Source organism: Sulfitobacter sp. S190, assembly GCF_025141935.1.
In the GTDB taxonomy this organism is placed as follows: Bacteria; Pseudomonadota; Alphaproteobacteria; order Rhodobacterales; family Rhodobacteraceae; genus Sulfitobacter.
On the sequence record NZ_CP081120.1, the window covers coordinates 3,217,501 to 3,234,326 of the forward strand.

16 protein-coding genes and 1 tRNA gene are annotated in these 16,826 nt (G+C 60.0%); 7 read left to right on the forward strand and 10 right to left on the reverse strand.

Annotated elements, in window-relative coordinates; genetic code table 11:
- Nucleotides 1-423: 423 nt before the first annotated feature.
- The 3 genes from msrQ to K3756_RS16000 all read right to left on the reverse strand — a co-directional run bounded on the left by msrQ (nucleotide 424) and on the right by K3756_RS16000 (nucleotide 2,787).
- Complete coding sequence (gene msrQ / locus K3756_RS15990; RefSeq protein WP_259989118.1) at nucleotides 424-1,032, reverse strand: protein-methionine-sulfoxide reductase heme-binding subunit MsrQ; 609 nt, start codon at nucleotides 1,030-1,032, stop codon at nucleotides 424-426.
- An 84-nt stretch (nucleotides 1,033-1,116) separates the two neighbouring features.
- Nucleotides 1,117-2,025 carry a protein-methionine-sulfoxide reductase catalytic subunit MsrP gene (gene msrP, locus K3756_RS15995; protein ID WP_259989119.1) on the reverse strand — a complete coding sequence of 303 codons (909 nt, stop codon included), beginning with the start codon at nucleotides 2,023-2,025 and terminating at the stop codon, nucleotides 1,117-1,119.
- 114 nt (nucleotides 2,026-2,139) lie between these two features.
- Nucleotides 2,140-2,787, reverse strand: coding sequence for an HAD family phosphatase (locus K3756_RS16000; RefSeq protein ID WP_259989121.1), 648 nt, complete (start codon nucleotides 2,785-2,787; stop codon nucleotides 2,140-2,142).
- Nucleotides 2,788-3,029: 242 nt separating this feature from the next.
- Here K3756_RS16000 and K3756_RS16005 point away from each other — a divergent pair, with 242 nt between their 5' ends.
- Nucleotides 3,030-3,509 carry a fasciclin domain-containing protein gene (locus K3756_RS16005; RefSeq protein ID WP_259989122.1) on the forward strand — a complete coding sequence of 160 codons (480 nt, stop codon included), beginning with the start codon at nucleotides 3,030-3,032 and terminating at the stop codon, nucleotides 3,507-3,509.
- Nucleotides 3,510-3,648: 139 nt separating this feature from the next.
- Here K3756_RS16005 and clpB read toward each other — a convergent pair whose 3' ends face one another.
- Nucleotides 3,649-6,264, reverse strand: a complete 2,616-nt coding sequence (gene clpB / locus K3756_RS16010; protein ID WP_259989124.1) for an ATP-dependent chaperone ClpB — start codon at nucleotides 6,262-6,264, stop codon at nucleotides 3,649-3,651.
- Between the two features lie 371 nt (nucleotides 6,265-6,635).
- On the opposite strand from clpB, the gene K3756_RS16015 reads away from it, so the two are divergent.
- Together K3756_RS16015 and pyrF are read left to right on the forward strand one after the other, a co-directional pair.
- Nucleotides 6,636-6,950: an orotidine 5-phosphate decarboxylase gene (locus K3756_RS16015; protein WP_259989126.1), complete on the forward strand. Its 315-nt coding sequence runs from the start codon at nucleotides 6,636-6,638 to the stop codon at nucleotides 6,948-6,950.
- A gap of 232 nt (nucleotides 6,951-7,182) precedes the next feature.
- Complete coding sequence (gene pyrF, locus K3756_RS16020) at nucleotides 7,183-7,878, forward strand: orotidine-5'-phosphate decarboxylase (RefSeq protein ID WP_259989128.1); 696 nt, start codon at nucleotides 7,183-7,185, stop codon at nucleotides 7,876-7,878.
- Nucleotides 7,879-8,036: 158 nt separating this feature from the next.
- On the opposite strand, the gene K3756_RS16025 is transcribed toward pyrF, so the two are convergent.
- Complete coding sequence (locus tag K3756_RS16025) at nucleotides 8,037-8,474, reverse strand: NUDIX hydrolase (protein ID WP_259989130.1); 438 nt, start codon at nucleotides 8,472-8,474, stop codon at nucleotides 8,037-8,039.
- Nucleotides 8,475-8,536: 62 nt separating this feature from the next.
- On the opposite strand from K3756_RS16025, the gene K3756_RS16030 reads away from it, so the two are divergent.
- Nucleotides 8,537-9,790: a DNA polymerase IV gene (locus K3756_RS16030; RefSeq protein ID WP_259993582.1), complete on the forward strand. Its 1,254-nt coding sequence runs from the start codon at nucleotides 8,537-8,539 to the stop codon at nucleotides 9,788-9,790.
- A 6-nt stretch (nucleotides 9,791-9,796) separates the two neighbouring features.
- Here the strand turns inward: K3756_RS16030 and K3756_RS16035 are convergent, their stop codons facing one another.
- Entirely contained in the window at nucleotides 9,797-10,657 is an 861-nt protein-coding gene (locus K3756_RS16035; RefSeq protein ID WP_259989132.1) for an N-formylglutamate amidohydrolase, read from the reverse strand.
- A 152-nt stretch (nucleotides 10,658-10,809) separates the two neighbouring features.
- Here K3756_RS16035 and K3756_RS16040 point away from each other — a divergent pair.
- A tRNA-Val gene (locus K3756_RS16040) sits at nucleotides 10,810-10,884 on the forward strand.
- A 72-nt stretch (nucleotides 10,885-10,956) separates the two neighbouring features.
- Nucleotides 10,957-11,082, forward strand: a complete 126-nt coding sequence (gene ykgO / locus K3756_RS16045) for a type B 50S ribosomal protein L36 (RefSeq protein WP_005850168.1) — start codon at nucleotides 10,957-10,959, stop codon at nucleotides 11,080-11,082.
- A 78-nt stretch (nucleotides 11,083-11,160) separates the two neighbouring features.
- On the opposite strand, the gene K3756_RS16050 is transcribed toward ykgO, so the two are convergent.
- Nucleotides 11,161-11,874: a hypothetical protein gene (locus K3756_RS16050; RefSeq protein WP_259989134.1), complete on the reverse strand. Its 714-nt coding sequence runs from the start codon at nucleotides 11,872-11,874 to the stop codon at nucleotides 11,161-11,163.
- 147 nt (nucleotides 11,875-12,021) lie between these two features.
- On the opposite strand from K3756_RS16050, the gene yghU reads away from it, so the two are divergent.
- Nucleotides 12,022-12,882, forward strand: a complete 861-nt coding sequence (gene yghU, locus K3756_RS16055; protein ID WP_259989136.1) for a glutathione-dependent disulfide-bond oxidoreductase — start codon at nucleotides 12,022-12,024, stop codon at nucleotides 12,880-12,882.
- A gap of 103 nt (nucleotides 12,883-12,985) precedes the next feature.
- Here the strand turns inward: yghU and K3756_RS16060 are convergent, their stop codons facing one another.
- The 3 genes from K3756_RS16060 to K3756_RS16070 are packed head-to-tail and all read right to left on the reverse strand — an operon-like array spanning nucleotide 12,986 to nucleotide 16,802.
- The gene (locus K3756_RS16060; RefSeq protein ID WP_259989138.1) at nucleotides 12,986-14,650 is read right to left on the reverse strand and encodes an iron ABC transporter permease; all 1,665 of its coding nucleotides are present in this window, start codon (nucleotides 14,648-14,650) and stop codon (nucleotides 12,986-12,988) included.
- Nucleotides 14,651-14,696: 46 nt separating this feature from the next.
- On the reverse strand, nucleotides 14,697-15,917 hold the full coding sequence (locus K3756_RS16065) for a phenylacetate--CoA ligase family protein (RefSeq protein ID WP_259989141.1): 1,221 nt from the start codon (nucleotides 15,915-15,917) through the stop codon (nucleotides 14,697-14,699).
- A gap of 48 nt (nucleotides 15,918-15,965) precedes the next feature.
- Entirely contained in the window at nucleotides 15,966-16,802 is an 837-nt protein-coding gene (locus tag K3756_RS16070; RefSeq protein WP_259989143.1) for an ABC transporter ATP-binding protein, read from the reverse strand.
- Between the last annotated feature and the right edge of the window lie 24 nt (nucleotides 16,803-16,826).

Here is a 16,826-nt window from a genome sequence, read left to right on the forward strand (position 1 = left end):
GAGACAAAAACCAACAAGATGCGCCCTAACTTAACGGCGCGCCTCGCCAACTCTTACTCTGATATTCACCCCGAAGACACTCCGAAGCATCCGCTCCGTCCCGCCTCCGTGGCGCCCCGGTGCGCCTCAGCGCCGCCGGTGAAGGGGGTTCTAAGCCCAACAAACAAAACCCGCAAGCGCTTTTTTAATGGAAAATGCAGTTTTTCCAAACTTTCTGTTTTTCCCATAAAAACAAGGCTTTTCTTGGCGTTGATTGCGCAAACGGGCCTTGAAACGAATGGAATGTTACCCTGACCATGGGTCACTGCTTTTGCCCCATCATCCACATCTGGTGCCGCCGCACCAGCGCGGCACAAAGACATTAGGGTTGAGGATGCAAAAAGGGGCGATTCAGTGTGAATCGCCCCCTCCGAGTCGGACCTGTCAGGCGACTCGCGGCCGCCTTTTGATGACCCGCAGTGCCAACAGCCCCAAGATCACCGCCATATAAAGCATCGGTTCAAGCTGGAAGCCTTTCGAGAGCCACAAGAAGTGCACCCCGCCCAGCAGGACCGCCAGATATGTCAGCTTGTGAAGCTTCCGCCATGCGGCACCGCCCAATTTGCGCACAGAAGCATTATTCGATGTCGCCACCAGCGGCAGCAGCACAACAAACCCCGCCATGCCTACGGTGATGTACGGACGTTTGAGAATATCCGCCCACATCTGGCCCCACAGCAGGCTCATATCGAGAACGACCCAAACAAACAGATGCAGAGCAACGTAGACAAACGCCAGCACACCGAATGCTCTGCGGAACTTCATGAGGTTGAGACCAAGGTATTGGCGCAGGGGCGTGACACACAGCCCGATGATCAGGAGCTGCAACGCAATCTCGCCTAACTCATGCTCCAATGCCTTGATCGGCTCGCGTCCCAGCCCGCCCGTTTGCGCGAGATAGAGTAGGTAGGGCACGGGTAGCAGGTACACACTATATACAACCCACGTCGGGATTCGGCGCAGCACGCCATTCAAGCGGTCTGTAACTGTCATATTATCAGCTCCCGTCGCCATGCCCGGACTGAGTGCGGTCCCGGACAGCAGATCGCCCGGCCCGCACAAAGACCAGATCGGCGACTAGATAAATTTGCTCAGGTCCATACCGTCGTACAGATCGGCAACTTCTTCTTCGTAGCCGTTGAACATCAATGTCGGCTGGCGCTTCGAGAACAAGCCGCCTCCGATGACGCGTTCGCTGGCCTGTGACCAACGCGGGTGATCCACCGTCGGGTTCACGTTGCTATAAAAACCGTATTCCCGTGCGTTGGCTTTATTCCAGCTTGTGGGCGGCTCTTTGTCGGTCAGGGTAATGCGCACGATCGACTTGATCGATTTGAACCCGTATTTCCATGGCACCACCAATCGCAGCGGTGCGCCGTTCTGGTTGGGGATGTCTTTGCCATAGATTCCCGTGGCCATGATCGTCAGCGGATGCACCGCCTCATCAAGCCGGAGACCTTCGACATAGGGCCAGTCCAGCACGGGAAAGCGCACGCCGGGCATTTCATCGGGCCGCAGGGCCGTCTCGAACGCCACGTATTTGGCCCCCGACTGGACGCCGGCCATATCCAGCAGGTCTGCCAGTTCGAAACCGTTCCACGGTATGACCATCGACCACGCCTCCACACAGCGGAAACGGTACAACCTGTCTTCGATGGTCATGGCGGCCATGATGTCTTCAAAGGCGTAATCGCCCGGCTTGTCGACCATCCCGTCGATCTTGACCGACCACGGCTCGGTGGTGAGCGTGTGCGCGTTTTGCGCCGGGTCCGTCTTGCCGGTCCCGAATTCATAGTAGTTGTTGTATTGCGTGATGTCCTCGTAGGGGTTCGGCTCCAGCGTCTCTTGCGCCTGCACGGCACTCCCCATGATCGAGCCGAGGCCAAGACCCGCGGCAGCGCCGCCCATGATCTGGCGCCGGTTGAGATAGACAGCCTCATCCGTGACGTGATGGTCCTTGAGCGTGTTCTTCCAGCGCATAGCCATGGCGCGTCTCCTTCATCTGAGTTGCCTCATAGGTAGGAGTAACGTCGCAACGGACCAAACAGTTTCGCCCGACATTACAGACAAGACACCGCTTTGTCAGAATAGCGACAGGTTTCAGATGCCCCAGCGGTCCGCCAATTCGGCCAGGGTTTCAACCACATCATTGCTGACAGGCATCAGCGCGGCGCGCGTTTCATCCGTGGCCAGCCCGTGGACACGCATGCCCGCGGCCAGACCCGCGCGCGCGCCCGATGGGCTGTCTTCGACCACGGCACACCGCGCAGGAAGCATCGCAGCCTCACGCGCGGCCCAAAGATACACGTCAGGCGCAGGTTTTGGCGCGGCGCAATCGTATGCACTATACACACGGCCCGACAAAGCACCGCTCAACTCGCAGACCCGCAACGTGATATCCATCTTTGCGGTGGGTCCGTTGGAGCATACCGCATACCCGATCCCTGCCCGATCAAGACGGGCCAGCAGATCATGTGCCCCGGCAATCGGCTGACACTCGGTTTCGAGCACGTCAAACATCCGCGCATAGATATGGTCGAGCCATGTATCGGGCAATTGCGCCCCCATCGCCCGCGATTTTTCCATGACGCCTTTCATCGTGCCGCCCACAAACAGCCGGAACATATCTTCGGCGGGCAAGTCCAGACCATGATCGGCCAGATCATCCCGCAGCACAGCATTGGTCAACGGCTCGCTGTCCACCAGCACACCGTCGCAATCAAAACACACAAAGTCAGGCTTCCACATACAGCTTCTCTATACGACAAGGGCAACGGATGAAATGCCGCACCGACCACGTGCGAACTGGCGGGGAGCTGCCAAGACTACGCCCCCGTGCGCGCGATCCCGCCCGTTTCGCACCACTTGGTCGCCAACCCCGCAATTCAAGCCGATTTTTCCAACAAATTCAGTGAACCAAAGCCCGCGGGCGGCGTATCCCCTACGATGCACAAGGACGCATCGGTAAACTTTTCTGAAGGAGTAACACCATGTTCCGCACAACTGTACTGGCACTGACCACAGCAACCGCCTTTGGCACCGCCGCATATGCCGCGTCCGACGCCGACATCGTCGAAACCGCGACAGCCGCAGGCGATTTCGAGACCCTGCTCGCCGCTGCCGCAGCCGCCGATCTTGTCGATACGCTCAAGGGCGATGGTCCGTTCACCGTATTCGCGCCCACGGACGCAGCATTCGCCGCACTGCCGGAAGGCACTGTCGAGGAACTGCTCAAGCCCGAAAACAAGGACCAGCTTGCGGCGATCCTGACATATCACGTCATCCCCGGCAAAGTGATGTCGACCGACCTGCAAGACGATATGGAAGCGGCAACCGTCCAAGGTGACACCGTGATGATCGATCTCGACAGCGGCGTGATGGTTGATGACGCAAACGTCGTCTCTGCCGACATCGAGGCAAGCAATGGCGTCATCCACGTCATCGACAAAGTGATCATGCCGGAAAGCTGAAGATCCGCCAGTTGATTGACCGGATACGCGCCCCGCTGGCGCTTGCGTTGCCAGCGGGACCTATCAGGTCCAGAGCGCTTGGACGCTTCAAGCGAAACGCCAAAAAAAGGCCGGTGCAGTGCACCGGCCTTCCTTGTTTTTAATGGACAGTCGCGTCATCCGGTTTGGGGCGATTACTGGGCGACACGCGATCACCGATGATCAACCCGTCCGCACCCGCACTGACCGGAATAACGGACCCGTCGGCAATATCCCCCGCGAGCAACATCTCGGCCAACGGGTTTTGCAGCGCCGACTGGATGACCCGCTTGAGAGGACGTGCCCCGAACACAGGATCATAGCCTTCGTCCGCCAGCCACTTGCGGGCGCTCTCATCCAGCTCCAGCTCGATCTTCCGGGCGGCCAACCGCTTCAGCAGGCGCGCCATCTGGATGTCGACAATACCGTCCATGTTCTCGCGGTTGAGGCGATCAAAGATGATGGTCTCGTCGAGACGGTTCAGGAACTCGGGCCGGAAATGGGCGCGCACGGCGTCCATCACATCACGGCGTGCGCCAGCCATATCGCCGTTCTCGGGCAACTGGCTCAACGCCTGCGCGCCCAGGTTCGACGTCAGGATAATGAGCGTCTGTTTGAAATCGACGGTACGGCCCTGACCATCGGTCAGCACACCGTCGTCCAGCACCTGCAACAGCACGTTGAACACATCGGGATGCGCCTTTTCGACCTCGTCAAACAGCACCACCTGATAGGGGCGGCGGCGGACGGCTTCGGTCAGCACCCCGCCCTCGTCATATCCGACATAACCCGGAGGGGCACCGATCAGACGCGCCACCGCGTGCTTCTCCATGAACTCCGACATATCGACACGCACCATCGCGCTGTCGTCGTCGAACATGAATTCCGCCACAGCTTTGGTCAGTTCGGTCTTGCCGACACCGGTGGGGCCGAGGAACAGGAAACTGCCCAAGGGGCGGTTTTCGTCGTTCAGACCCGCACGGGCCCGGCGCACGGCGTTGGCCACCGCTTTGACCGCGGCGTCCTGACCGATAACGCGGGCGTGCAGCTGCTCTTCCATCCGAAGCAGTTTGTCCCGCTCGCCTTCCAGCATCTTGCCCGCCGGAATGCCGGTCCAGCGCTCCACCACGGAAGCGATCTGATCCGGGCGCACCGCCTCCTCGACCATCATACTGTCGTCACGGCTTTCGGCTTCCTGAAGGTCGCGCTCCAGTTGCGGGATGACACCATAAGACAGCTCGCCCGCACGGGCCAGATTGCCGTCCCGTTTGGCGATATCCAGATCGGCGCGCGCGCGGTCCAGCTTTTCCTTGATGTCGCGTGCACCGGCCAGCTTGTCCCGCTCGGCCTGCCATGCGGCGGTCATCTCGGCGCTGCGTTCCTGCAGATCCGACAGCTCTTTCTGGAGGGTCTCGAGCCGATCCTTGCTGGCCTGATCATCCTCGAGCTTCAGCGCCTCTTCCTCGATCTGCATTTGCAGAACCTGACGGTCCAGCGCATCGAGTTCTTCGGGCTTGCTGTCTACTTCCATGCGCAGACGACTCGCGGCCTCGTCTACCAGATCGATCGCCTTGTCCGGCAAAAACCGGTCCGTGATATAGCGGTGGGACAACGTAGCCGCCGCCACCAACGCGCTGTCGGAAATACGCACACCGTGGTGCAGCTCGTACTTCTCTTTGATGCCGCGCAGGATGGACACGGTGTCCTCGACCGTAGGCTCCAGCACCATCACCGGCTGGAACCTACGGGCCAGCGCCGCGTCTTTTTCGACGTATTTGCGATATTCGTCCAGAGTAGTGGCACCTACGCAGTGCAACTCACCGCGCGCCAGCGCAGGCTTGATCAGGTTGGCCGCGTCCATCGCGCCATCCGCCTTGCCTGCGCCTACCAGCGTGTGCATCTCATCGATGAAAAGGATGACCTCACCGGCGGCTTCGGTCACCTCCGTCAGAACTGCCTTCAGCCGTTCCTCGAACTCGCCCCGATACTTTGCACCGGCGATCAGCGCGCCCATGTCCAGCGCCAGCAGACGTTTGTTGCGCAGACTTTCGGGCACATCACCGTTGATGATGCGCAGGGCGAGACCCTCGGCAATCGCGGTTTTACCCACGCCCGGTTCCCCGATCAGAACGGGATTGTTCTTGGTGCGGCGGCTGAGCACCTGCATGGTGCGGCGGATTTCCTCGTCGCGGCCGATGATGGGATCAATCTTGCCCGCCTCTGCACGCTCCGTCAGATCCTGCGCATATTTCTTCAGCGCATCATACCCGTCTTCGGCGCTTGCACTGTCAGCCGTCCGGCCTTTGCGCAGATCATTGATCGCACCGTTCAAACCCTGCGCCGACACCTTACCGGCCTCGAGCGCGGTTTTCGCGGCGGATTTGACCAGCGCCAAAGCGGTCAGCAACCGTTCAACGGGCACAAAACTGTCGCCCGCCTTCTTCGCCAGCGCCTCGGCTTCGGTCAGGACACGCGTTGTGCCACCGTCAAGATACGGCTGCGCCCCGTCGCCCGTGACCTTCGGGATTTTTCCAAGCGCCAGATCATTGGCCTGACGCACTTGTGCGGCATTCCCGCCGGATGCAGCGATAAGGTTGCTTGCAAGCCCCTCTTCGTCGTCCAGCAATGCTTTGAGTAGATGTTCGGGTGCCAACCGCTGGTGGCTTTCCCGTGTGGCGATCGTCTGCGCCGCTTGCACAAAACCGCGCGACCGCTCCGTGAACTTGCTCAAGTCCATGGTGTTCTCCTTTATGATAAGCGTTTTGCTGTGACCCCACCCGCCCGGCGGCATGGGATCGTGAAAACCTTGCTTCATATTTGGGAACGGGGTGCCGCCGATCAAGAGGCCGGCGGGTGGATTTCTCTCGGCGGTGTGAAGAAGCGTGAACGCAAAAATCTACGTTTCAGGGGCGATTTTGCGCCCGTCGGCTAAAATATGCCGATATTAACACATTGTTAATGTTCAATTTTCGAGATTTTTTGATTCTACCCGCTGAAAAAAGAAACTATTTTTAACCTCGGGCGTTTAATTTTTGAAAAACGTGGTCAAATAATCACAAGAGCACAATGAAGCCTGGAAAAAAAGTTTAGGCACATGAGGTTAGAGCAATGACGAACACGACGGTACATCTTGGCAACGTGGTCTACAATGCAGCAACGCAATCCTTCGAAGCCGTTGCAACAGTACACGAAGGCGACGTTACCAAAAATTATCCCTGCGCAATTGACGCCCCGATCACCATGAGCTTCGAAGACGCCGCGCGCGGTCTGAAAAAGCATGCCCTGCGTCGGCACACTGCCGGGTCGGGTCTTTATTCGCAGATGCGCCGCCACGCCCCACGCCTACGGGCCGGTCGCGCAACATTCGATCCACGTACCTGGCTTGCACAGCTGGGCCTGATGTCCAACCGCGACGTCGCTTGAAATACCGATATTGTGGCGTGGCCACATGACCTCATGCTTCCTGTCCCCGCATGACGTCGGCCCCACAATGACAGAGACGTTTGCCTGCCTGCACTGTCTCTGATGACTGGCCCGGTCCGCACTTGCTGCGTGATCGGGCTTTTTTTGCGCTGCGCCGAGACACAGCATCGTGGACAGTCCCCCGCCGAGCGCGTATCTGCTGACCTGTTTGTCACATTCGCAGGAGCCCGCCATGCCAGATGATCGCCTCATAGTCGCCCTTGATGTCCCGAACGCAGTCGCGGGATTGGCGCTGGCCGAAAAGCTGGGCGATACGGTCGGGTTTTATAAAATTGGCCTCGGGATGCTGACGGGTGGCGGTCTCGCGTTGGCCAATGAGCTCAAGCAGGAACACGGCAAACGCATCTTCTTGGACATGAAACTGTTCGACATCGGCGCAACCGTCGAAGCAGCCGTGCGTGGCCTCGCCCAGTTCGATCTGGATTTTCTGACGGTCCACGGGGACCCGCACGTCGTGCGCGCCGCCAAGGAAGGTGCCGCCAACAGCGACATGAAAATACTCGCCGTGACCATCCTGACCTCATTGGACCGCGAAGACCTAGACGACAGCCTGATCCGCGAAGGTGACGTAGCCGAACTCGTCGTCAAGCGTGCAATTCACGCTTTTGAAGCTGGCGCCGACGGTGTGATCGCCTCTCCGCAGGAAGCAGCCCTCATCAGGGCGCAACCTGAAGCTGAAAACAGGTTGATCGTGACGCCCGGCGTACGCCCGCAAGGCGCGGCGCTCGGCGACCAAAAGAGAGTGCAAACCCCTGCAAAAGCAATCGAAAATGGCGCGGATCACATCGTGGTCGGACGTCCGGTATGGCAGGCAGAAGATCCTGCCGCCGCGGCATGCGCCATTACGAACGAGCTGATTCAACCATAGCGAATAACCTTGTGATTGTGCCGAAAACACAACACACCGCCGCGATCCCGAAAGGTCAGGTATCCCTTACTATGTCTTTTCAGGCAATCGTGGTACGGTATTTATGGTGATACTCCCCGACGGACCGGACTTCCTGAGGTTCGTCACCTCCCCCCGCATCAAGCTGCGGGGGGCTTTTCTGAGAGCAACTCCTTTTTTCGCAAAACCTGCCAGAGCCTGATCCGGGCCTGAAATGACGCGATCCCCATCGGATGCGCGATATAGGCATCCTCTGACATCAGGCACCATTCCTGCCCTTCCGACCCCAACGTGATTTCTGCCGCCGCGGTCGCTTCGATTTCGGCCACGAAAAACCACCGTACAGTGCTCTTGCGCATGAAAGCCTGTTGCCACCGGATCGCCGACGGCGGCACGTGTAATGCAAGCTCCTCGCGCGTTTCGCGCAGGGCACAGGCAAGCGGCGTCTCGTCACCCTCGCGCCCACCGCCGGGCAAATCCCAATGATCGGGATAAGGCAGGCCGGGAAAAGTGTCGCGCCGGATCACCGCAAGGTTCCCCCCGACATAAAGCGCGATCTTTGACCCGATGAAATGCATGGCCCTCTCCTTTGACCACAGGTATGATGGCTGCATTCCAATCCTACAACCGCGCCTGTCCCATGCCCGCACTCTGCCGTGATTGCCTGACCCAATTCGATGACGCGCGCCGGTGCCCTGCCTGCGCCAGCCCCCGCGTCACGCGCAACGATGAATTGTGGGATCTTTCCATCGCCCACATGGATTGCGATGCCTTCTACGCCTCTGTCGAAAAACGCGACAATCCCGATCTTGCCGGCAAACCGGTTATCATCGGCGGCGGTAGACGCGGTGTGGTGTCAACGGCCTGCTACGTTGCCCGAATCCGCGGCGTGCGCTCGGCCATGCCGATGTTTCAGGCGCTCAAACTCTGCCCCGAAGCGGTTGTGATCAAACCCCGCATGGACGTCTACGTCGAGGCATCCCGCGCCATCCGCGCCATGATGGAAGAACTCACCCCCGCGATCGAGCCGCTGTCGCTGGACGAGGCGTTTCTCGACATGACCGGCACCGCCCGCCTGCACGGTGCCCCACCGGCGGTGATGCTGGCAGGTCTTGTGCGCCGCATGAAAACGGAACTGGGGCTTACCGGATCCATCGGGCTCAGCCACAACAAATTTCTGGCCAAAGTCGCGTCCGATCTGGACAAACCCCACGGGTTCTCGGTCATCAGCAAAGCGGGCACGCCCGCGTTTTTGCGCGACAAACCGGTGCGGATGATCTGGGGCGTCGGCGCCGCAACACAATCCTCTTTGGACAAGGCCGGAATCCGGACCTTCTCGGACCTTTTGCGCTGGGAAAAGACCGATCTGGTGGCGCGGTTCGGTGGCATGGGCGAACGGCTCTATTATCTCGCCCGCGGTCAGGACAGGCGCCGCGTTTCCGCCCACGCCCCGATGAAATCCATCTCGAATGAAACGACATTCGGGGAAGATACCAACGATCCCGATATTCTCGATGGCCACCTGTGGCGCATGGCCGAAAAAGTCGCCGACAGGGCCAAGGCGAAAGGGCTCGCCGGGCGGGTGGTGACGTTGAAACTCAAACGGTCCAACCATTCCCTGTTGTCGCGGCGGGTCGCTCTGACCGACCCTACCCAGTTGGCGGACCGTATTTACCGCACGGCGCGGGGCCTTTTCGATCAGGTCGGCAATCAGGGACCGTATCGTCTTTTGGGGTGCGGCCTGTCCGACATTAGCGCTGCGGTGGACGCGGACAAACTGGGCGATCTGCTGGACCCGCAAGCTGGCCAGCGCAGCAAGGCGGAAAAAGCAACCGATGCCATTCGCGACCGCTTTGGCAGCCGGGCCATCGTGAAAGGGCGCGCCTTGCGTTGATGCGGGCTATTCGGCGGCCAATGGCACGCGCCCTTGCCCGATCTGAGCCACTTCTGCCACCACAGACTGAAGCGCGGCCTGCACTGTTTCGAAATCACCATTTGGCCGGATCAACTGCTCGTTCATGTAAAGAGAGCGATCAATTTCAACTTGTACAGCATGCTGACCCTTTGCGGGTTTGCCATAGGCCTGCGTGATATAGGCCCCGGCAAACGGGGCATTGCGCGTGACCGTAAACCCCGCCGCAGAAAATGCGGCCTCGATCCGGTCGACGACCTCACCGCCCGCTGCGGCCCCAAACCGATCACCAAGCACCACATCAGGCCGTCGCATGCCCTTCCGGACAACACCGTCCATCGCCTCGTGGGGCATGGAATGGCAATCAATCAAAACGGTCTGCCCATGACGCGCGCGCGCCGCATCCAGAAGCGCCTGCAGCTTGTCGTGATAGGGTGTCCAGACCTTCGCAATGCGGTCCTGCGCTTCGTGCAGCGTCATCTTTCCGCGGTAGATCGCACGCCCATTGGCGACAACGCGTGGAATGATACCGAGGCCGGATGCCACACGCGGATTTTGCCCCACGCGGCGCACACCTTCGATCAACGCAGGGTCCAATTCATCTGGCGACCGGTTCAGATCGACAAAGGCACGCGGCGCCCCTGCCTGGATAAACGCCGCCCCGTAAAGCGGAGCACAGGCGTAAAGCTCATCGACAAAAGCATCTTCGGACGACCGGATCGCGTGTTCGTTCAAAACGGTCTTGCGCAGGAAGGACCACGTATAATCGCGCCCCGAATGGGGCGATGCAAACACAACGCATGACGTTGGCTTGGCGGGCAGCGACACATCGTAAGCGGCCGATGGCATAGGACGTCCTCCTGGTTGACAAAAAACATAGCCCGGAAAGATAGAAAGCCAAAAGGCCTTGATCACCGTCGCGACTCCTTTTATACGGCCACGACGGCGCGGCGATGACGCGCCCCATTTTATTTGGGGTGACTGTCTAAGTGCCTGAAAGTGGGTGATTAGCTCAGCGGTAGAGCACTTCGTTGACATCGAAGGGGTCACTGGTTCGATCCCAGTATCGCCCACCACGTATTCACCGGCCCTTCGGGGCTGCCCGTAACCCGGCGCTGGCCCGCGCCACAACTGGAAGGATGGAACTGATGAAAGTTCGCAATTCGCTCCGCTCGCTCAAGAACCGGCACCGCGACTGCCGTGTTGTGCGTCGCAAAGGCCGCGTTTACGTAATCAACAAGACGCAGCGCCGGTTTAAAGCCCGCCAAGGCTGAACCGCACGCACACCAAGTTGCACAAAGGCCGCTCCATTCGGGGCGGCCTTTTTCTGTTGCACGATGGGCGATTGCGTCTCAACAGGGCCGGCTTTGGACCCTGCGGCTCTCGGCCTGACGCAGTCGTTCGATTTCCGCGCCCTGATCAAATCCACCAAACCGCCGGTCGACCCGCGGTGCCCGGCGATAGGTATCCACCCCTCCCGGCCCCCGCCACCCGGGCAAGGCAGCAAAAGGCCGGCGCGGGCCATACCCGTCGGTTTCGCCTAAATAATCGAACCGTTCCAACCGGTTGACATCGGCCTGTGCCCCCGAAAACGCAAACCTTTGGCAATCAAAGGACGGTTTTACATCGACCTGCGCCACCTGTCCCGGCCCTGCGTCCCTGATATCCACCAGATGCCCGCCCTTCACGGCGAACCCGCGCACCGCAAACGTCAGGGGCGCCTCAAGATCGATAACTCCGGTGTCCGGGCCGAAAAACGTGTCTTCGCTCTGCCATTCCTGCCCGTAGTAGAACCGGACCCGGAAAGACCCCGGCGGAACCAGAACCCTGAAAACCGCCCCGCCCTCAAAGAATGCGGCCAGCGCGGGCGCGTCCGTCTCGCTATCACGCAATACCACCATGTAACTCTGACCGAACGCCGACTTGACCAGCAGGGGAAACACGGCAGGCAGACCGGTCCGGTTCCACATCAATCCCGATCGCGGCGCAGTGGTCTCGGCCCGCACGCAAGAGGCACCAAACAACATTCCTGCGCACAGCAGCGCGATATAACCAACCCGTAGCATGGCTTGAACATATGCCGATTTGCCTTGGTGGCAAAGCCACACATTCGTGCGATCACGTGGCGCATTCACCTCCCGCCCCTTGCGGCTGCCCCTAGATGACATACCTGAAACCAATCCGATGCATAACAATCCACAGAAAGTCCGCGTATGACCGAGTACACTCCCCCCAAAGTCTGGACCTGGGACAGCGAAAGCGGCGGTAAATTCGCCTCCATCAACCGCCCCATCGCCGGTGCTACCCATGACAAGGACCTTCCGGTCGGAAAACACCCGCTTCAATTGCACTCGCTTGCAACGCCCAACGGGGTCAAGGTGACGATCCTTCTCGAAGAATTGCTCGCCGCTGGCCACGAAGGGGCGGAATACGACGCATGGCTGATCGACATCGGCGAAGGCGATCAATTCGGCTCCGGCTTTGTGGAGATCAATCCGAATTCGAAAATTCCCGCGCTGCTCGACCGGTCGGGTGATACGCCACAACGGGTATTCGAAAGCGGCGCAATCTTGATGTATCTGGCGGAAAAGTTCGGTGCGTTCATGCCCACCGATCCCTCTAAACGCACCGAAATGCTCAGCTGGCTTTTCTGGCAAATGGGCTCGGCGCCGTATCTCGGCGGCGGATTCGGCCACTTCTACGCCTATGCACCGGAAAAGTTCGAATACCCGATCAATCGTTTCTCAATGGAGGCCAAGCGCCAGCTCGACGTGATGGACAAGCATCTGGCCAGCAACGAATGGTTCGCCGGTGACTATTCCATCGCAGATATCGCGATATGGTCGTGGTATGGCCAACTTGTACTTGGGCGTCTCTACGACGCTGCCGAATTCCTCGACGTGCAAAGCTACATAAACGTAACACGGTGGGCCAAAGAAATTGATGCACGTCCCGCGGTCCTGCGCGGACGTATGGTCAACCGGCCCTTCGGCGAACCCGAAATGCAATTGCATGAACGTCACGACGCATCCGATTTTGAAAACCGGACCCAGGACAAGATCGGCAAATCCTGATCTACCCGCGCGCGGTCGGGCTGACCTCGACCGCGCGCACCCGCTTCATCTTGCTCTTTAAACTCACTGCGCAACCGCAGGGCAAACCCGACGCCTGAGAATGCTAGCGCCGTCCCACCTGGCGGCAAATCAGGATCACCGGCAACAGCCCCATCGCAACGATCACAAGGCTGGGCACCGCGGCACCTTCCAGCCGTTCATCACTGGCCAGCCGGTAGGCCTGCACGGCCAATGTGTCGAAATTGAACGGCCGCATGATCAGCGTCGCGGGCAATTCCTTCATCACATCGACAAAAACAATAAGTAGTGCCGTCAGAAGGCTAGGCGCGAGGATCGGCAAATGCACCCGCCGCAGCGTGCCGATAGGCGTCTGCCCCAATGATCGCGCGGCGGCGTCCATGTTTACATGTACCATCGCCTGTCCGCCTTCATAGGCCCCCAGCGCTGCCGCCAGGAACCTGACCATATAGGCTGCGACCAGCAACCAGATCGACCCGGTGATAAGCAGTCCGGTCGAATAATCGAACGTCTCGCGCATCCACGCATCCAGCGCATTGTCGAAGGCCGCGAACGGCACGATAAGACCCACAGCGATGACGCCGCCCGGCACAGCATAGCCGAGCCGCGCAACATAGGCCGCAGACCTTGCCATGCGCCCCCCGTCCAACCGGCGAAAAAACCCGACAGACACCGCCGCCAGCACGGTGACGACAGCGGCCACTCCGGCCAGCGTGGCGGAATTCTTGATGAAACCCAGATAGCGGGCACTCAGCAGATTTTGCTCCGATCCGAGCCCCATGCTGAACAGGACAACGATTGGCAGCACCGCACCCAGCATCACGGGGATGGCGCATAACGCAAACGCCCCGACCGCGCGCCATCCACGCAACTCGGCGGCCATCACGGACTTCGACTGCCGCGCAGGATCATGGTATTTCGCAGACCCCCGCTGATACCGCTCCAGCATCGCCAGCAACAGAGCAAAGCTCAACAAACACAAGGCCAACTGGGCCGCACCCGCACGATCGTACAACGAGAACCAGCTGGTGTAGATGCCCGTGGCAAAGGTCTGCACCCCGAAATAGGCAACCGTTCCGAAATCGGCGATCGTCTCCATCACCGCGAGCAGAACACCCCCCGCAATCGCCGGGCGCGCCAAAGGCAGGCTCACGCGGAAGAACGCGGCAAGCGGGCTAGAACCAAGAGCCCGCGCCGCGAGAAAAGTCGTACCGCTTTGCTGCAGGAACGCGGCCCGCGCCAGAAGATAAACGTAAGGATACAGCACAAGGATCAGCATGACCGCAGCACCGCCAAGAGACCGGATCTCGGGGAACCAATAATCGCGCGGCCCCCACCCCGTCGCATCACGCAGCAATGTCTGTACGATCCCCGGATGGTCCAGAATATGGGTATAGGCGTACGCTAGGACATAGGCGGGAAACGCCAAGGGCAGAACCAAAGCGATTTCCAAAAGCCGCACCATTGGAAAGCGGGTCATGGTTACCAACCACGCAGCCCCGACACCAACTGCAAAGGTGCCACTGCCGACCAGAAGCACCAGAGCAAGCGTCGCACCCGCGTATCCCGGCAAAACCGTCCCCAGCAAATGGCTGATGGTGTCAGTCCCGCCCGACAGGGCCGCCACCAGTACCGCCAACATCGGCAGCCCGCAGACCGCCGCCACCCCCAAGGCAATACCCGACAGGGCGCGTAGACCGTCACGCGCGGGTTTGCGCGATACCGCAGATGTGGTCGATACGTGGCTCATGCCTCTATTTCGACTATTTCACTCAGAATTGCCAGAGGCGCGTGGCTCAGTCGTAGGACCGCTGATCCTCGATCACCAACCCATCCCGCGGCAGGCTGCCCGGCGCAACCACCTCAATGCGGCCTTTCATCTTGAGCAATTGCTGAACTGACGCGCCATAGGCTTCCTCGTCAGGCGTGTCGCTCTCGATATGGACCGTCATCAAATCCTGCTCGCCCTCGCGACTGGCCACAACACGGGCGCGTGTGATTTCGTCGTGGTGCGCGACCAGCTGGGCCACCTGTTCGGGGCGCACGAACATGCCTTTGATCTTGGTCGTCTGGTCTGCACGGCCCATCCAACCCTTGATGCGCAGGTTGGTCCGACCACACGGCGATGCGCCTTCCATGACAGCACTCAGGTCACCGGTTGCAAAGCGGACAAGCGGATAGTCGGGATTGAGCGTGGTCACGACGACTTCGCCGACCTCGCCCGGGGCAACCGGATCACCCGTACCGGGGGTCACGATCTCGACGATGACGTGCTCATCCACGATCATGCCCTCTGCCGCGGGGCTTTCGTACGCGATATTGCCCAGATCGGCGGTGGCATAGCACTGCAAGCAAACGATGCCGCGGGCCGCATACCATTCGCGCAGCGACGGAAACAGCGCACCGCCCCCCACCGCCGCCCGCGTGATGCCCAGCACGACACCCATTTCATCCGCTTTCTCGAGAATGATCTTTAGGTAATCGGGCGTACCGGCATAGGCGGTTGTCCCGATGTCGCGCGCGGCCATAACCTGCAATTCGGTCTGCCCCGTACCCGCAGGCAAAACGGCGGCCCCCACCGCCCGCGCACCACTTTCGAAAATCATTCCCGCAGGGGTCAGATGATACCCAAAGCAGTTGTGCACGATATCGCCCGAACCGATGCCCAAAGCATGCAGAAAACGGCCCATCCGCCACCAATCCGGATCCGTGCTTGATGGTTCGTAAATCGGACCGGGGGACTGGAACACATGGCTGAATTCGGACGCCGACTTGGTGGTCAGACCGCCAAAGGGTCCGGCTTTGGCCTGCGCGGCGCCCAGATCGGATTTCCGCAAAACCGGCAGACCGGCCAGATCTTCCACACGCGTGATCTTGGCAGCGGCGACCGCGTCCAAAGATCCCGCATAACCCGGCAAAGCCTGCGCGCGTGCAATCTGTTCGGGCAGACGCTCGGCGATATCGGCGGCGCGCGCCTCGGCGCTGCGGGTCTCTAACGCGTCAAAGAACTGGGTCATGGCACACTCACGAAAATCGGGATGGGATTGAAAACAACGCCTGTCGGCTCAGCTCAGCCAACGCTTGCGGCGCCGGTAGCTGCGCACATCGCGGAACGACTTGCGGCCTTCGTCGGACATACCGAGATAGAATTCCTTCACATCCTGATTTTCGCGCAAATCGGCGGCGGGGCCGTCCATGACCACACGCCCTGATTCAAGGATGTAGCCGTAGTGCGCGAATCGCAGGGCCACGTTGGTGTTCTGCTCGGCCAGCAGGAAGGTCACACCTTCCTTCTCGTTGATCGTTTTGACGATCTCGAAAATCTGTTCGACCAGCTGCGGTGCCAGTCCCATCGAAGGCTCGTCCAGCAGGATCGTTTCAGGGCGGCTCATCAAGGCGCGGCCCACGGCGCACATCTGCTGCTCGCCGCCCGAGGTATAGCCAGCCTGGCTCTTGCGGCGTTCGCGCAGACGCGGGAAATAATCGTAAACCATCTCGAGATCCTGCGCGATGGCGGCGGCGCCATCGGTCCGGGTGTAGGCCCCGGTCAACAGGTTTTCCTCGACGGTCAGGTGTTCAAAGCAGTGGCGGCCTTCCATGACCTGCACCACACCCGTTTTCACGGTTTCGGCAGGATCGGCGTGCTGAATCTGCGTCCCGCGGTACTTGATCGACCCTTTGGTGACCTCGCCCCGTTCGGACGCCAGCAATCCCGAAATCGCCTTGAGCGTCGTCGTCTTGCCCGCCCCGTTGCCCCCCAAAAGGGCCGTGATGCCTCCTTTTGGCACATTCAGGCTGACGCCCTTCAACACGAGGATCACATGGTTGTAGATCACTTCGATGTTGTTGACCTCAAGCACGGTATCGGACTGCGTTTGCGGGGTCGTGGCATCATCCAGCATGGCGGGACCTTCATTCATCTATCA

Excerpts from the sequence above, each read along its gene's own strand:
- K3756_RS16000 (WP_259989121.1), bottom strand. The coding sequence starts at position 2,787 with ATGTGGAAGCCTGACTTTGTGTGTTTTGATTGCGACGGTGTGCTGGTG.
- K3756_RS16050 (WP_259989134.1), bottom strand. The coding sequence starts at position 11,874 with ATGCTACGGGTTGGTTATATCGCGCTGCTGTGCGCAGGAATGTTGTTT.
- K3756_RS16070 (WP_259989143.1), bottom strand. The coding sequence starts at position 16,802 with ATGCTGGATGATGCCACGACCCCGCAAACGCAGTCCGATACCGTGCTT.
- pyrF (WP_259989128.1), top strand. The coding sequence starts at position 7,183 with ATGCCAGATGATCGCCTCATAGTCGCCCTTGATGTCCCGAACGCAGTC.
- msrQ (WP_259989118.1), bottom strand. The coding sequence starts at position 1,032 with ATGACAGTTACAGACCGCTTGAATGGCGTGCTGCGCCGAATCCCGACG.
- K3756_RS16025 (WP_259989130.1), bottom strand. The coding sequence starts at position 8,474 with ATGCATTTCATCGGGTCAAAGATCGCGCTTTATGTCGGGGGGAACCTT.
- K3756_RS16065 (WP_259989141.1), bottom strand. The coding sequence starts at position 15,917 with ATGACCCAGTTCTTTGACGCGTTAGAGACCCGCAGCGCCGAGGCGCGC.
- K3756_RS16005 (WP_259989122.1), top strand. The coding sequence starts at position 3,030 with ATGTTCCGCACAACTGTACTGGCACTGACCACAGCAACCGCCTTTGGC.
- msrP (WP_259989119.1), bottom strand. The coding sequence starts at position 2,025 with ATGGCTATGCGCTGGAAGAACACGCTCAAGGACCATCACGTCACGGAT.
- K3756_RS16035 (WP_259989132.1), bottom strand. The coding sequence starts at position 10,657 with ATGCCATCGGCCGCTTACGATGTGTCGCTGCCCGCCAAGCCAACGTCA.
- clpB (WP_259989124.1), bottom strand. The coding sequence starts at position 6,264 with ATGGACTTGAGCAAGTTCACGGAGCGGTCGCGCGGTTTTGTGCAAGCG.
- K3756_RS16060 (WP_259989138.1), bottom strand. The coding sequence starts at position 14,650 with ATGAGCCACGTATCGACCACATCTGCGGTATCGCGCAAACCCGCGCGT.
- K3756_RS16030 (WP_259993582.1), top strand. The coding sequence starts at position 8,537 with ATGCCCGCACTCTGCCGTGATTGCCTGACCCAATTCGATGACGCGCGC.
- yghU (WP_259989136.1), top strand. The coding sequence starts at position 12,022 with ATGACCGAGTACACTCCCCCCAAAGTCTGGACCTGGGACAGCGAAAGC.
- ykgO (WP_005850168.1), top strand. The coding sequence starts at position 10,957 with ATGAAAGTTCGCAATTCGCTCCGCTCGCTCAAGAACCGGCACCGCGAC.
- K3756_RS16015 (WP_259989126.1), top strand. The coding sequence starts at position 6,636 with ATGACGAACACGACGGTACATCTTGGCAACGTGGTCTACAATGCAGCA.